11 protein-coding genes and 1 pseudogene are annotated in these 14,121 nt (G+C 69.8%); 5 read left to right on the top strand and 7 right to left on the bottom strand.

The window, feature by feature from the left end; genetic code table 11:
- Positions 1 to 161: 161 nt before the first annotated feature.
- The gene (locus ACTWQJ_RS00405) at positions 162 to 1,052 is read left to right on the top strand and encodes a helix-turn-helix domain-containing protein (RefSeq protein ID WP_443304588.1); all 891 of its coding nucleotides are present in this window, start codon (positions 162 to 164) and stop codon (positions 1,050 to 1,052) included.
- Positions 1,053 to 1,061: 9 nt separating this feature from the next.
- On the top strand, positions 1,062 to 1,289 hold the full coding sequence (locus tag ACTWQJ_RS00400) for a DUF397 domain-containing protein (RefSeq protein ID WP_443304587.1): 228 nt from the start codon (positions 1,062 to 1,064) through the stop codon (positions 1,287 to 1,289).
- A gap of 1,100 nt (positions 1,290 to 2,389) precedes the next feature.
- Here ACTWQJ_RS00400 and ACTWQJ_RS00395 read toward each other — a convergent pair.
- Positions 2,390 to 4,264: pseudogene (locus tag ACTWQJ_RS00395) on the bottom strand (CocE/NonD family hydrolase); the annotation flags it as partial.
- A 259-nt stretch (positions 4,265 to 4,523) separates the two neighbouring features.
- Here ACTWQJ_RS00395 and ACTWQJ_RS00390 point away from each other — a divergent pair.
- Entirely contained in the window at positions 4,524 to 5,957 is a 1,434-nt protein-coding gene (locus ACTWQJ_RS00390) for a condensation domain-containing protein (RefSeq protein WP_443304586.1), read from the top strand.
- 96 nt (positions 5,958 to 6,053) lie between these two features.
- Here ACTWQJ_RS00390 and mmsA read toward each other — a convergent pair whose 3' ends face one another.
- From mmsA to iolC, 5 genes are read right to left on the bottom strand one after another with little or no spacing between them, the layout of a single operon-like run.
- Positions 6,054 to 7,556 carry a CoA-acylating methylmalonate-semialdehyde dehydrogenase gene (gene mmsA, locus ACTWQJ_RS00385; protein ID WP_443304584.1) on the bottom strand — a complete coding sequence of 501 codons (1,503 nt, stop codon included), beginning with the start codon at positions 7,554 to 7,556 and terminating at the stop codon, positions 6,054 to 6,056.
- A 14-nt stretch (positions 7,557 to 7,570) separates the two neighbouring features.
- Complete coding sequence (iolD, locus tag ACTWQJ_RS00380; protein ID WP_443304583.1) at positions 7,571 to 9,448, bottom strand: 3D-(3,5/4)-trihydroxycyclohexane-1,2-dione acylhydrolase (decyclizing); 1,878 nt, start codon at positions 9,446 to 9,448, stop codon at positions 7,571 to 7,573.
- Entirely contained in the window at positions 9,445 to 10,266 is an 822-nt protein-coding gene (iolB, locus tag ACTWQJ_RS00375) for a 5-deoxy-glucuronate isomerase (protein ID WP_443304582.1), read from the bottom strand. Before iolB ends, iolD begins: the two co-directional genes overlap by 4 nt.
- A 7-nt stretch (positions 10,267 to 10,273) precedes the next feature.
- Complete coding sequence (locus ACTWQJ_RS00370) at positions 10,274 to 11,155, bottom strand: Cgl0159 family (beta/alpha)8-fold protein (protein ID WP_443304581.1); 882 nt, start codon at positions 11,153 to 11,155, stop codon at positions 10,274 to 10,276.
- Positions 11,152 to 12,120, bottom strand: a complete 969-nt coding sequence (gene iolC, locus ACTWQJ_RS00365) for a 5-dehydro-2-deoxygluconokinase (protein WP_443304580.1) — start codon at positions 12,118 to 12,120, stop codon at positions 11,152 to 11,154. The genes ACTWQJ_RS00370 and iolC overlap by 4 nt, the downstream gene beginning before the upstream one ends.
- Before the next feature lie 331 nt (positions 12,121 to 12,451).
- Here iolC and ACTWQJ_RS00360 point away from each other — a divergent pair, with 331 nt between their 5' ends.
- Positions 12,452 to 12,652, top strand: coding sequence for a helix-turn-helix transcriptional regulator (locus ACTWQJ_RS00360; protein ID WP_053763086.1), 201 nt, complete (start codon positions 12,452 to 12,454; stop codon positions 12,650 to 12,652).
- Between the two features lie 19 nt (positions 12,653 to 12,671).
- Here the strand turns inward: ACTWQJ_RS00360 and ACTWQJ_RS00355 are convergent, their stop codons facing one another.
- The gene (locus ACTWQJ_RS00355) at positions 12,672 to 13,715 is read right to left on the bottom strand and encodes a zinc-dependent alcohol dehydrogenase family protein (protein WP_443304579.1); all 1,044 of its coding nucleotides are present in this window, start codon (positions 13,713 to 13,715) and stop codon (positions 12,672 to 12,674) included.
- 149 nt (positions 13,716 to 13,864) lie between these two features.
- Here ACTWQJ_RS00355 and ACTWQJ_RS00350 point away from each other — a divergent pair, with 149 nt between their 5' ends.
- Entirely contained in the window at positions 13,865 to 14,104 is a 240-nt protein-coding gene (locus ACTWQJ_RS00350; RefSeq protein WP_129802521.1) for a heavy-metal-associated domain-containing protein, read from the top strand.
- Positions 14,105 to 14,121 lie beyond the last annotated feature (17 nt).

Here is a 14,121-nt window from a genome sequence, read left to right as displayed (position 1 = left end):
CCGGTCACGCACCGCCAACCGGCTTGCAATGTTGCTGGAGCAGACCCGCTCTTGCAACCTTGTTGGCGAACTTCCCCCGGACGGGGGACGCTCAACTCGCGTGGCCGGCTGAAAGGTTGGCATCGTTCGTGCAGGTCAGAGGGGTGAGGGGAGGTAAACGCGTGGCGGAACGAAGTTGGCGCTACGACGAGCCGACGGCACGTCAAGTGCGCCTAGGACGCCTGTTGGAGCAGCAACGCAAGGCGGCAGGGAAGTCCCAACGCGAGGTTGCGGAGGCGCTTGGGTGGAAGGGTGGCGCCTCCAAGACATCCCGTGTCGAGTCGGGGCGCGTGGGCGTGTCCGATGCGGACCTTGAGCGCATGTTGGCTCTGTACGGGGTCACGGACCGCGGACTCAAGGCGTACATCAAGGACCTCAAGAGCCGTGGCACCGAACGCGGTTGGGAAACTGAGGTTCGCGACGTCGCGTCATCCGCATACGCAGATCTGATCGGGCACGAGGAAGACGCACAGGACGCGTACGCAACCAACCTCACGTTGGTTTCTGGTCTGTTGCAGACGGCCCGCTATAGGGCTGCGGTCATTGATGAACACATGCCGGATATCGCGCCGGAGGAACGCGAGCAACGGCTAGTTGTTCATGGCAAGCGCCAAGAGGTTTTCAAGCGCCCCAACCCGCTGGTTTTCTGGGGCGTGATCTCTGAATCAGCGTTTCGCCATGTGATTGGTTCTCCCGAAATCATGGCGGAACAGCTTGACCACATCTTGGGCCTGCGTGAGGCGTACCCGCACGTAATCAACATCCAGGTTCTACCGGAGGCGGCTGCCTGCCATGCGGCCCTATTCGGCCCGTCGGTAATCCTGAGCTTCCCGGAACGCTATTCGCCGGACATCGTCTATCTGGAAGGGTTTACAACGAACAGGTTCCTTGAGGAACCGGGCGAAGTGCAGGCTTACACGCGGCTATATAACCGGCTGATGACTGAGTCCCTACCAGGGGCAAAGTCTATCGAGCTAATCAAGAAATACAGAGACACCTACAGCAAGGGATAGGTTCACCCAATGGACGAGCACGTTATTTCGGACGCGTCGACGCTGGGCGTTACGTGGCAGCGAGCCACGGCAACGGGCGCCAATGGCGATTGCTTCGAATTCGCCGCCTACAACGAAATGGTTGCCCTGCGGCACAGCAAGGCCCCTAACGGTCCGGCGCTGATCTTCACGCGTCGTGAGCTTGAGTGCATGCTCGATGGCGCCGTTAAGGGCGAGTTCGACCACCTCACGCGCTAGGCGTAGCCGCAGGGCGAGGCGCCCCCGCTCAGACACGTTCGGACCCTGTCCGGAACCGTTCGGGCGGGGGCGCTTTGCTGTCCTCATGACGTGACAAAGGTTCACGTATTCGCAGGTCAGAGGGAGTCCCCCAAGATGTGCACCCTTAAACCTTCACACGGAAGATTGGCCAACTCGCATGCTCGGTAAGGGAGTTGACGCGCGTTCGAAAAGATCTTCACCGGAGTCGCACAACGCCCCTTGACATGCGCTTTCCATCGGCAGAGTGTTTGAGCCCTGCCGGAGCGTAAGCGCCGGTAGGACCAGACTTTTGCATAGCTTGGGCCGGTTGGAAGAACCGTCGTGTTGCCCCTGGGTGCACGGCCAGATTGTCACCGGTAATCCGCTAGGACATGGCGCGTATCAGCGAATGCCCGGGGCACCCCGGAGCCGCGATGATGTACGTGGGCACAGGTAGCGGATAAACAAGAATCTGAATTGATGTGCGCACTCGGCTAGGTAATGGGTGCGCACCCGCACGTGAACGGATGGCCGGCGAACCTGGGGCCGTTCACGTGAGAGTCCAAATCATCACTACATCAAGGGGTGCGACTGGTGAACGTCCCGCATAGCGCGTGGCGCCCGTGGCCGTGCACCCCTTTGTCATTGCGCTGATTGGTGGGTCCGTGGCTTGCGTCCTTGGGGGGGCGCTCGACACGGACCCATCATGCCGCCCCCTGGGCGTCCGCGCAGTGACCCGCTCAACCGGCCCTGTACGACGCTCCGCTAAGCGCCCAGGGCGCCACGGGGGGCACATACGGGACTAGGGAACCTTGGGGGGTACCCGATGCCGGAGGAAGCAACCGACACAGGCGATAGATGCGACGCAGGGACGCAGGGGGCAGGCTCGACGCTCGATGAGATGCACCGTGCGGAGCGAGCCGCGGAGGAAGCCATACAGCGCGCCATAGAGGCGATTATGGAAGCCTCGCCCCCGCTCGACGCTGCGCAGCGCGCGCGGCTCGCGGTGCTGCTCGGACCTGGGCGAACAGTGCCTAGACCTGGGCAAACGGGCCATGCGGCAGCCGCGTAAACATGTGGCAAAAAGTAAGCCCTAGTCCTGTGGTGGGGTTGCCGGCGCCGTTCGGGCCGAGCAGACCCAGAACCTGGCCCTTCTCCACACGGAAGGACAGGTCCTTGACCGCGTACCGGTCCGCCGACTTCGCGTACCGCTTGCTCAGGTCGGTGATCTGGAGCGGGACGTCGGACAAGGCAGGGTCCGGTGCCGGCGTGGCGGTGCGGCGGCGGGCCGAGAGCAGCAGGGCCAGGGCGACCACGGCGCCGGTCAGCGGCAGCCACCACACCCAGGCCGGCAGCGGGGCGGCGGCGGTCGTGACGGCGGGGGCCGTCGGGATCGTCAGGTCGCTCTTCAGGGAGACGGTGTACGTCGCCGGGGCGGCCGGGGAGGCGTACGCGAGATCGGTCGAGGCGAGGACCAGGCGCAGCCGGTGGCCCTTGTCGACCTCGTGGTCGATCGCCGGGAGCGTGATCGTCACATCCTTGCCGGACCTGGCGCCCTCGACCCTGAGGGGGGTCACCAGCTGGGAGGGCAGCACCTGCTGGGTGCCGTCGGCGCCGACGTCGTACATCTTGGCGAACAGGACCGCGTCGTCGCTGCTGGACTGCACGTGGACGGTCACCGTCGGCGACCCGGTGATGCGCAGGTCGTCGCCGACGGGCGCCGACTCGAAGCGCGCGTACTGGCCCGGGAAGTCGAGGGACACCCCTACGCCCAGCGAGGACAGCTGGGCGAGGCCGCCGGCGCCGCCGATGCCGGGGAGCGCGGAGACGGCGGGTGGGCCGGCGCCGGGCGGGTTGTCGAAGGTCTGCTCGCGTCCGGTCAGTTCCACCGAGCGCTGTCCGCTCTCCAGGCCGGGGTACGCGTCCGCGCTCGCGCCCCGCAGCAGGGCCTCGCCGTCGGTGGAGTCGACGCCTCCGGTGCGGGTGACCCGGAAGGCGGGGCCGGTGTCGGCGCCCTTGTCGTCCTTGAGGTAGCGGTCGAACCAGGACTGCACGCGCGACTGGACGCGGCTCATCTCCATGTCGCCGCCGTCATGGCCGCCGGCGATCCAGTCGACGTCCACGGGGGCGCCGTTCGCCTTGATGGCCCTGGCCGCCGCGTCGGCCTGGCCGAGCGGGAAGAGGGAGTCGGTCTGGCCCTGCACCAGGAGGGTCGGCACCTTGATGCGGTCGCCGACCGCCGAGGGCGAGCGGGCCTGAAGCAGTTCCCGCGCCTCGGTGTCCGGGGTGCCGGATGTGGCGACCCGCTCGTACATCTCGCACAGCCGCGGCTCGAACTCGGCGCAGCCGCCGCCGGAGTTGACGAAGATCCCGGCCCACAGCTTCTTGAACACGCCGTTCGGGAAGAGGGCGTCCGCGAGGTTCCAGTACGTGACCGCCGGGGCGATGGCGTCCACCCGGTCGTCGTTCCCGGCGCCGAGCAGGGAGATCGCGCCGCCGTACGACGCTCCCGCCATGCCCACGCGCGGGTCGCCGCTCCTGTCGAGCTGCACCTTGGGCTGCTCGGCCAGCCAGTCGATCAGCCGGGAGACGTCGGCGACCTCGGCGTCGGGACCGTTCAGCCCGATCTTCCCGGTCGAGTCGCCGAATCCGCGCGCCGACCAGGTCAGCACCGCGTACCCGTCTCTCGCCAGGTCCTCCGCCTGCTGCCGTACGTCGTCCTTGCTGCCGCCGAAGCCGTGCGCCAGCAGGACGGCGGGCCGACGGCCGTCCGAGCCCGACGTGAAGTACGAGGTGTCGAGGCGCACCCCGTCGCCCATGGCCATCACCCGGTCGGCGCGGCGCACCGCGGGCGCGTCGTCGTCGGCGACGGCCGTCCACGTACCGGCACCGGCGAGCACCACGACCGCGGCCGCGGCCGCGACGATCCGCCGCGGCCGCCGTAGCCCACGCCATGCGGGCAGTCGAAGATCCATGCGTCAACGGTACGGGGCGAACCTGTCGGCACGTCATCGACCGGAGACCGAACCCCCACCCCTCCCACAGGGGTACGTGCCCTCTCCCACGTACTGCGGCCGTGGTACGCCCGCCCCACCGCCCACCGGGCAGGGCACTGGCGTTCGAGACACCATCCGTTCCGCTGAAAAGCCGCATGAAAAGCCGCAAAACAGCACGTTTCTGGCGTATCCGCATCAGATCCTTGAAGATCTGCCCCTCTGCGAACGGAGACGCCCTGTGCGCATCACAGACATCCAGCGGTGCGAGGTCCGGCCCGGACGGCTCGTCGAGTGGACGCTCAGTCCGGCGACCGTTCAGGCGGCGGCGGGCCTGCCGGACGACTCCCGGCCACCGGCGTACATCCAGGAGTCGCACATCCGCACCGCCCGGTCCGTGCGTGAGGACGGTCTGTTCGTGCCGACCTGGCTCGGCACGGCGTTCGACATCCCGGGCCGGATCGACCTGGACGCGCTCGAGGACGCACTGCGCAGCTGGACCCTCCGCCACGAGACGCTGCGCAGCGGCTTCCGCCTGCGCGACGGCGAGATGCGCCGGTTCACGCTCAGCACCGGGGCGGTGTCGCTGCATCGCGAGGTCGTCGGCGACTTCTCCGAACCGGCGGACCTGGTCCGGCACCTCCAGGACCGCTTCGATGTCGCGGCGGACGCGCTCGGCTGGCCGAACCTCATCTACACGGCGGTCGTCCGGGACGACTGCACCAGCGTGTACATGGCCTTCGACCACAGCAACGTCGACTCCTACTCCATCCAGCGCATCCCCGCCGAGGTCCATGAGCTGTATGCGGCGAACGTCGCGGGCCGTGCCGTGGAGCAGACCCCGGCCGGCAGTTACATCGACTTCTGCGAGATCGAGCGGGCGGACGCGGACCGGATCGACGAGACCCACGAGATCGTCGCCCGCTGGCGGGAGTTCATCCACCGGTGCAACGGCATGCTGCCGAGCTTCCCCGTCGATCTCGGTCTGGTCCCCGGCGGCCGGCTGCCCACCCAGAAGCTCATGTCCGAGATGCTGGTGAGCCCGGACGACGCCGCCGCCTTCGAGGCGCACTGCCGGCCCTACGGCGGAAGCCTGGTCGGCGTCCTGGCCGCCACGAGCATCATCGTCCGGGAGATCGGCGGGCAGTCCGTGTATCGCACGGTCGTGCCGTTCCACACCAGGGTGAAGTCCCAGTGGTCGGACTCGGTCGGCTGGTATGTCGGCGGTGCGCCGATCGAGATTCCGCTGGTGCCGGCCGCCGACTTCCCGACCCTTCTGAAGACCGTGCGCAGCCAGCTGCAGACCAGCAGGCCGCTGGCCCGGATGCCCCTCGCCCGGGTGCTCCGCCTGCTCGGCTCGGACTTCCGCCCGACGTCGCCCGACCTGTACTCGATCGTCTCGTTCGTCGACGCCCGGGGCATCCCGGGTTCCGGGCGCTGGTCCGAGCTGGCGGCGTACGGACTGATCCGGGTGTCGTACGGCGACCAGGTGTGCGTGTGGATCAACAGGCTCCACGAAGGCCTGTGGTTCGCGTGCCGCTACCCGGACACCGACATCGCGTACAAGAACATGCGCCTGTACGCCGAGCGGTTGCGCGACCTCATCGTCCTGGTGGCCCGCGGCTCAGTACCGCCGGTCTCAGGCGTGCGCGCCGGTCATCTCGCCGACAGGTGAAGAGGGCCGCCGAGCAGCAGGGCTGATCCCCGGCTCGGCGGCCGTACGGCCTTAGGGCCTGTCCGGCGGATCAGGCCCTAAGTGGCCGCTGCTTCCTCAGTGGTTGCGCGGGAAGCCCAGGTCGACGCCCGCCGGGGCCTCCGCCGGGTCCGGCCAGCGGGTGGTGACGACCTTGCCGCGCGTGTAGAAGTGCGTGCCGTCGTTGCCGTAGATGTGGTGGTCGCCGAAGAGGGAGTCCTTCCAGCCGCCGAAGGAGTGGTAGCCGACGGGGACCGGGATCGGGACGTTCACGCCGACCATGCCGGCCTCGATCTCCAGCTGGAAGCGGCGGGCGGCGCCGCCGTCCCGGGTGAAGATCGCGGTGCCGTTGCCGAACGGCGAGTTGTTGATGAGGGCCACGCCGTCCTCGTAGGTGTCCACGCGCAGCACGCACAGCACCGGGCCGAAGATCTCGTCCTGGTAGGCCTTCGCGCTGGTCGGCACCTTGTCGAGCAGCGAGATGCCGATCCAGTGGCCGTCCTCGAAGCCGTCGACCGTGTAGCCGGTGCCGTCCAGGACGACCTCGGCGCCCTCCGCCGCCGCGCCCTCGACGTACGACGCCACCTTGTCGCGGTGGGCCGCGGTGATCAGCGGGCCCATCTCGGAGGCCGGGTCGTTGCCCGGGCCGATCTTGATCTTCTCGGCGCGCTCGCGGATCTTCTCCACCAGCGTGTCACCGATCGCGCCCACCGCGACGACCGCGGAGATCGCCATGCAGCGCTCGCCCGCCGAGCCGTAGGCCGCGGACACGGCCGCGTCGGCCGCCGCGTCGAGGTCGGCGTCCGGCAGGACCAGCATGTGGTTCTTGGCGCCGCCGAGGGCCTGGACGCGCTTGCCGTTGGCGGAGGCGGTGGTGTGGATGTAGCGGGCGATCGGGGTGGAGCCGACGAAGGACACCGCCTTGACGTCCGGGTGCTCCAGGAGACGGTCGACGGCCACCTTGTCGCCGTGCACGACGTTGAAGACGCCGTCCGGCAGACCGGCCTCGGCCAGCAGCTCGGCGAGGCGGATCGACGCCGACGGGTCCTTCTCGCTCGGCTTCAGCACGAACGTGTTGCCGCACGCGATGGCCAGCGGGAACATCCACATCGGCACCATCGCCGGGAAGTTGAACGGCGTGATGCCGGCGACCACACCCAGCGGCTGCCGGATCGCGGCCACGTCGACCCGGTTCGCCACCTGCGTGGACAGCTCGCCCTTGAGCTGCACGTTGATACCGCAGGCCAGGTCGACGATCTCCAGGCCGCGCGCCACCTCACCGAGGGCGTCGGAGTGCACCTTGCCGTGCTCGGCGGTGATCAGCTCGGCGATCTCGTCACGGTGGGCGTCCAGCAGTGCCCGGAACCTGAACAGGATGGACGTGCGCTGGGCCAGCGAGGACTGGCCCCAGGTGGCGTAGGCCTCCTTGGCGGCGGCCACCGCGGCGTCGACCTCGTCGACGGACGCGAACGCGACCTTCGTGGTGACCGCGCCGGTCGCCGGGTCCGTGACCGGACCGTACGTGCCCGACGCGCCTTCGACGGACTTGCCGCCGATCCAGTGGTTGACGATCTTCGTCATGACCGAGAACTCCTTCACAGATGGCGGCGTCGGGTCGAGACGTGCCGTTCGTACAGCTCACGGGCCTTGACCGCGGACGCTCGGGTCGCGGTCTCGGCCACGGGTACATCCCACCAGGCCTGCGCCGGAGGCGCGCCCGACACTGTGTCTGCCGTTTCGGTCTCCACGTAGACACATGTGGGAGTGTCGGCGGCCCGCGCCTCGGCGAGCGCCGCCCGCAGGTCGCGTACGGTCTTCGCCCGCAGCACCCGCATGCCCAGGCTGGCCGCGTTGGCGGCCAGGTCGACGGGGAGCGGGGCGCCGGCGAAGGCCCCGTCGTCGTTGCGGTAGCGGTAGGCGGTGCCGAAGCGCTCGCCGCCCGTCTCCTCCGACAGGCCTCCGATCGACGCGTACCCGTGGTTCTGCACCAGCAGTACCTTGATGGCGATGCCCTCCTGCACGGCGGTCACGATCTCCGTCGGCATCATCAGATAGGTGCCGTCGCCGACCAGCGCCCATACCGGCCGGTCCGGGGCGGCGAGCTTCACACCGATCGCGGCCGGGATCTCGTAGCCCATGCAGGAGTAGCCGTACTCCAGGTGGTACTGGTCGTACGACCGCGCCCGCCACAGCTTGTGCAGGTCGCCGGGGAGCGAACCGGCCGCGTTGATGATCACGTCCGACTCGTCGACGATCGCGTCCAGCGCGCCGAGCACCTGCGGCTGCGTCGGCCGTACGTCCGGCTCCTCGGCCTCGTAGCAGGCGTCGACGCGCTGCTCCCAGCGCTCCTTGTCCTCCGTGCACTCGGTGACGTACGCGTCCGTGACCCGGTACTCGTGCATTCCCAGGGACTGGGTCAGTTCCTGGAGGCCGCTGCGGGCGTCCGCGATCAGGGGCATTCCGGCGAGCTTGTGGCCGTCGTACGGGGCGATGTTGAGGTTGAGGAAGCGGACACCGTCACCCGTGAACAGCGTGCCGGAGGCCGTGGTGAAGTCGGTGTAGCGGGTGCCGACGCCGATCACCAGGTCGGCGGTGCGGGCGAGTTCGTCCGCGGTGGCCGTGCCGGTGTGGCCGATGCCGCCGACGTCCTGGGGGTGGTCGTACGGCAACGAGCCCTTGCCGGCCTGGGTGGAGGCGACCGGGATGCCGGTGGCCTCCGCGAACTCGGCGAGGGCCTCCTCGGCGCGGCTGTGGTGGACGCCGCCGCCCGCGATCAGCAGCGGGCGACGGGCCGCGCGGATCGCGTTCACGGCCTCGGCGAGTTCGGTCGGATCGGCGCCCGGACGGCGTACGACCCAGGTGCGCTCGGCGAAGAAGTCCTCCGGCCAGTCGTACGCCTCGGCCTGCACGTCCTGGGGGAGCGCGAGCGTGACCGCTCCCGTCTCGACCGGGTCGGTGAGCACGCGCATGGCCTGCAGCGCGGCCGGGATCAGGGCTTCCGGCCGGGTGATCCGGTCGAAGTACTTCGACACCGGGCGCAGGGAGTCGTTGACCGACACGTCGCCCGCGTACGGCACTTCGAGCTGCTGGAGGACCGGGTCGGCGGGGCGGGTGGCGAAGATGTCGCCGGGGAGGAGCAGGACCGGGAGGTGGTTGATGGTCGCGAGGGCGGCACCGGTGACCAGGTTGGTGGCGCCCGGGCCGATCGACGTCGTCACCGCGTGTGTGGACAGGCGGTTGGACTGGCGGGCGTAGCCGACCGCCGCGTGCACCATCGCCTGTTCGTTGCGGCCCTGGTGGTACGGCATGACGTCCGTGTACTCGACGAGCGCCTGGCCGATCCCGGCGACGTTGCCGTGGCCGAAGATGCCCCAGGTGGCGCCGATGAGCCGCTGCCGTACGCCGTCCCGCTCCGTGTACTGGGCGGCGAGGAAGCGTACGAGCGCCTGTGCGACCGTGAGCCTGGTGGTCATCGGTAACCCCCTGTGCTGTCGACGTGGTCCGGGTGGAAGCAGATCTGCCACTCCCGGGTCTCACCCGGTCCCGCCATGACGTTCAGGTAGTACATGTCGTGGCCGGGCTGGGCGATGGACGGGCCGTGCCAGCCGTCGGGGACGAGGACGGCGTCGCCGGAGCGGACCTCGGCGAGGACGTCGGATCCGCCGTCGCGCGAGGGGAACACGCGCTGATAGCCGAACCCGTTCGGGCCGTCGATCTCGAAGTAGTAGATCTCCTCCAGTTGCGACTCCTCGCCCGGCCGGTGCTCGTCGTGCTTGTGCGGCGGGTACGAGGACCAGTTGCCGCCGGGCGTGATCACCTCGACGGCGATGAGCTTGTCGCAGTCGAAGGCGTCGGCGGAGGCGAAGTTGCGCACCTGGCGGGTGCAACTGCCGCTGCCGCGCTGCTCGACGGGGACCTCCGGCGCGGGGCCGTAGCGGGCGGGGAGTCGTCGCTCGCACTTCGCTCCTGCCAGGGCGAAGCGGCCTCCCGCGCCGGAGGAGATCTGTGCCTGGGCGTCACGAGGCACGTAGGCGAAGTCGGTGACCGAGGCGAACACGCTCTCCCGCCCCAGGAGGCGGAACACCTCGTCCATGACCTGCACCGTACAACCGCCCTGCAGGGGCAGCACGATCCACTCGCTGTCCCCGGTGGTGAAGGTATGGGTGCCACCCGGCTCCAACTCGACGATCCGCAGGCTGCTGTGCGTCCAGCCGGCCAACTTCGGGTCGATGTCGAGCGCGTGGTACGCGTCGGCGGTGGTGCCCTTCGGGACGTACAACTCGTTGCTCATGCGGCCCTCACAGCAGTCCTACGGCGGTGTCCACGGCGGCGGCCACATCGCCGTCCGCCGGGTACAGCAGCGAACGGCCGACCACCAGGCCCCGCACGGTGGGCAGTTGCAGCGCGCCGCGCCACTTCTCGTACGCGCCGTCCTGATCGTCCCCGACATCGCCGCCGAGAAGCACGGCGGGCAACGTCGTCGTCTCCATGACCCGGGCCATGTCGTCGGGGTTGTCGGTGACCGGCACCTTCAGCCAGGTGTACGCCGAACTGCCGCCGAGGCCCGAGGCGATGGCGATGGACCGGGTGACGGCGTCGGCGGACAGGTCGTTGCGCAGCCGCCCGTCGGCGTCGCGGCGGGAGATGAACGGCTCGACGAAGACGGGGAGTCTGCGGGCCGCCATCTCGTCGATGGCGCGGGCGGTGGACTCCAGGGTGTTCAGGGAGCCCGGATCGTCGTAGTCGATCCGCAGCAGCAGCTTGCCGGCGTCGAAGCCGAGGCGCTGCAGATCCTCGGGGCGGTGGCCGGTGAAGCGGTCGTCGAGTTCGAAGCGGGCGCCCTGGAGTCCGCCGCGGTTCATCGAGCCCATGACGACCTTGTGGTCGAGGGCCCCGAGCAGCAGCAGGTCGTCGAGTATGTCGGCGGTGGCGAGGACGCCGTCGACGCCGGGTCTGCCGAGCGCGAGGCAGAGGCGTTCGAGGAGGTCGGCGCGGTTGGCCATGGCCAGTTTGCGGTCACCGACACCGAGGGCACCACGGGCGGGGTGGTCGGCGGCGACGATCATCAGCCGGCCGCTCTCGCCGAGCAGCGGGCGTCGGACGCGGCGGGCGGCGGCCTCGGCGATCGCCTCGGGGTGGTGGGTGCGGGTGCGGACGAGATCCGCGACGTCGACGGTCACTGTTCGGCCCCCGTGGTGCCTACGGCTCCTGCCGCGAGGGCCGCTGCCACCTCGTCCGGGGTCGGCATCGCGGAGGAGCACTCCAGGCGGGAGGCGACGATGGCGCCGGCCGCGTTGGCGTGGCGCATGATCTTCTCCAGCTCCCAGCCGGCGAGGAGGCCGTGGCAGAGGGAGCCGCCGAAGGCGTCGCCGGCGCCGAGGCCGTTGAGGACGGTGACCGGGAGCGGGGGGACCTCGGCGGACTCGCCGTTCTGATGCACGGCGAGGACTCCCTTGGGCCCCTGCTTCACGACCGCGAGCTCGACACCGGCGTCGAGGAGGGCGCGGGCGGCGGCGTGCGGTTCGCGGATGCCGGTGGCGACCTCCACCTCGTCGAGGTTGCCGACGGCGACGGTGGTGTGGCGCAGGGCCTCGGCGTAGAAGGGGCGGGCTGCGTCGGGGTCGGTCCAGAACATCGGGCGCCAGTCCAGGTCGAAGACCGTCGTGCCCGCCTTCGCGCGGTGGGCGAGGGCCGCGAGGGTCGCCGTACGGCTGGGCTCCTCGCTCAGGCCGGTACCGGTGACCCAGAAGATGCCCGCCTCGCGGATGGCGTCGAGATCGAGGCCATGGGCGTCGATCTCCAGGTCGGGGGCCTTGGGCTGGCGGTAGAAGTACAGCGGGAAGTCGTCCGGCGGGAACACCTCGCAGAAGGTGACCGGCGTGGGCAGTCCGGGCACGGGGGTGACCCAGCGGTCGTCGACGCCGAAGTCGCGCAGTGCTTCGTGCAGGTAGGTGCCGAAGGGGTCGTCGCCGGTGCGGGTGATCACCGCCGTCCGGCGGCCCAGGCGGGCGGCGGCGACCGCGACGTTGGTCGCCGATCCGCCGAGGAACTTGCCGAAGGACGACACCTGCGGGAGCGGGACACCGGTCTGCAGCGGATAGAGATCCACGCCGATCCGCCCCATGGTGATCAGGTCGTACGCCATCGAGATCCCTTCGCGTTCCCGTCGCGCCGTCGTCGGCGGTTCTCTCCGGTTTCTAGTCTCCACACAGGAGCCTGTCAATAGTTTGTCCAGACATTCGGACCACTGAGCGGATCTCGTCTACGCCTTTGCTGCACGCGTGTCACAAAAGCCACTCCCTTGTCACACATGTCGCGAGTACGCGGATCCTGGGTCACACCCGACCCACAGGCGCTTCCCCGCGCTCACTCTGCGTCGTTGACCGGACACAGGCTTGGTGATCGCCAGTGCACTGCCCGGCTCCCCCGACGGCCGTTCCCGGCCGGCGCCGCGGCAGCGCAGGGAGGTACAGCTCATGACCGACCGAAGGCTCTGGTCGTACAAGGAGATCGCGGCGCACATCCGGGTGCAGCCGGACACCGTGCGGTCGTACCGCAAGCACGGACTGCTGCCTCCACCCGACCACGTCGAGGGCGGCAAGCCCTACTGGTACGCGGACACCGTCCGCGCCTGGGTCGCCTCCCGGCCGGGCAACCGCGGCCGCAGAACGGAGTGACCGCGCGAGCCCTTCGAGGTCAGCTCCACGGTTCGATGACCGTCACGCCCGAACCGGGTGCGGTACCCAGGGCCGCCAGCGCCTGCGGGGTCGCGTCCAGGGGGATGGTGGAGGTCACGAGGAGGTCGGGGCGGAGGGCGCCCGTGTCCACCAGGTCCAGCATCGGCGGATAGGTGTGGGCGGCCATGCCGTGGCTGCCGAGGAGTTCGAGTTCCAGGGCGATGACGCGGGCCATGGGGACGGGAGTCGTGCCCGTGGGTGAGGGGAGCAGGCCGACCTGGACGTGGCGGCCGCGGCGGCGCAGGCCGTCGACGGAGGCGGCGCAGGTGACGGGGGAGCCGAGGGCGTCCAGCGAGAGATGGGCGCCGCCGCCCGTCAGGTCACGGATCGCCTCCGCCGTGTCCTGCGTCCGGCCCGCGTCGACGCACTCCTTCGCCCCGAACCTCCGTGCCAGGTCCAGGGCCTGCGGCGACACGTCCACGGCGATGACCCGCGCGCCCGACGCCGCCGCGATCATCACCGCCGACAGGCCCACTCCCCCGCAGCCGTGCACCGCCACCCACTCCCCCGCCGCCACCCGGCCCTGCTGCACGACCGCGCGGAACGCCGTGGCGAAGCGGCAGCCGAGCGAGGCGGCCGTCGCGAAGGCCATGCCGTCCGGGACGGCGACGAGGTTCACGTCCGCGTGGTCCAGCGCCACGTACTGGGCGAACGAGCCCCAGTGCGTGAACCCGGGCTGCGTCTGCCGCTCGCACACCTGCTGATCGCCGGCCGCACAGGACGGGCAGGTGCCGCAGGCGCACACGAACGGCACGGTGACCCGGTCGCCGGACCGCCAGCCGGTCACCCGGGCGCCGACGGCCTCGACGACACCGGCGAGTTCATGACCGGGGACATGGGGCAGCGCGATGTCCGGGTCGTGGCCCTGCCAGCCGTGCCAGTCGCTGCGGCACAGCCCGGTGGCCTCGACCCGCACCACGACACCGTGCTCGGCGGGCTGCGGGTCGGCCACCTCCCGCACCTCGGCCGGCTCCCCGAAACGCTCGAACACCACAGCCCGCATCCGCTGCCCCTCTCCTCGTCGATCGCGCCCCGGCCACCCACGATCACCACTCCGGTCTTGGATTCATACCCCCTAGGGGTATACTCTGAGGCATACGGGCACCATCGTGGGCCCCGTCAACCCCATACGCCTCGACGAGGAGTAACGACATGACCGCCCAGACCGACACCCCGGGTTCCGTCACCGCCGTCTACAAGGTGAGCGGGATGAGCTGCGGACACTGTGAGGGCGCCGTCTCCGGCGAGATCTCCGAGATCCCCGGCGTCAGCTCGGTGCAGGCCGTCGCCGCCACCGGCGAGGTCACCGTCGTCTCCGAGTCACCGCTGGACGAGGAAGCCGTGCGCGCCGCCGTCGACGAGGCCGGCTTCGAGCTGGCCGGGCGCGCCTGAAACCCACTTTCCCGGCA

Origin of the sequence: Streptomyces sp. KR55 (assembly GCF_052245645.1) — a bacterium.
GTDB classification, from domain to species: domain Bacteria; phylum Actinomycetota; class Actinomycetes; order Streptomycetales; family Streptomycetaceae; genus Streptomyces; species Streptomyces flavusporus.
The sequence above is the reverse complement of the archived record's forward strand: the minus strand, read 5'-3'. Positions and strand labels throughout refer to the sequence as shown.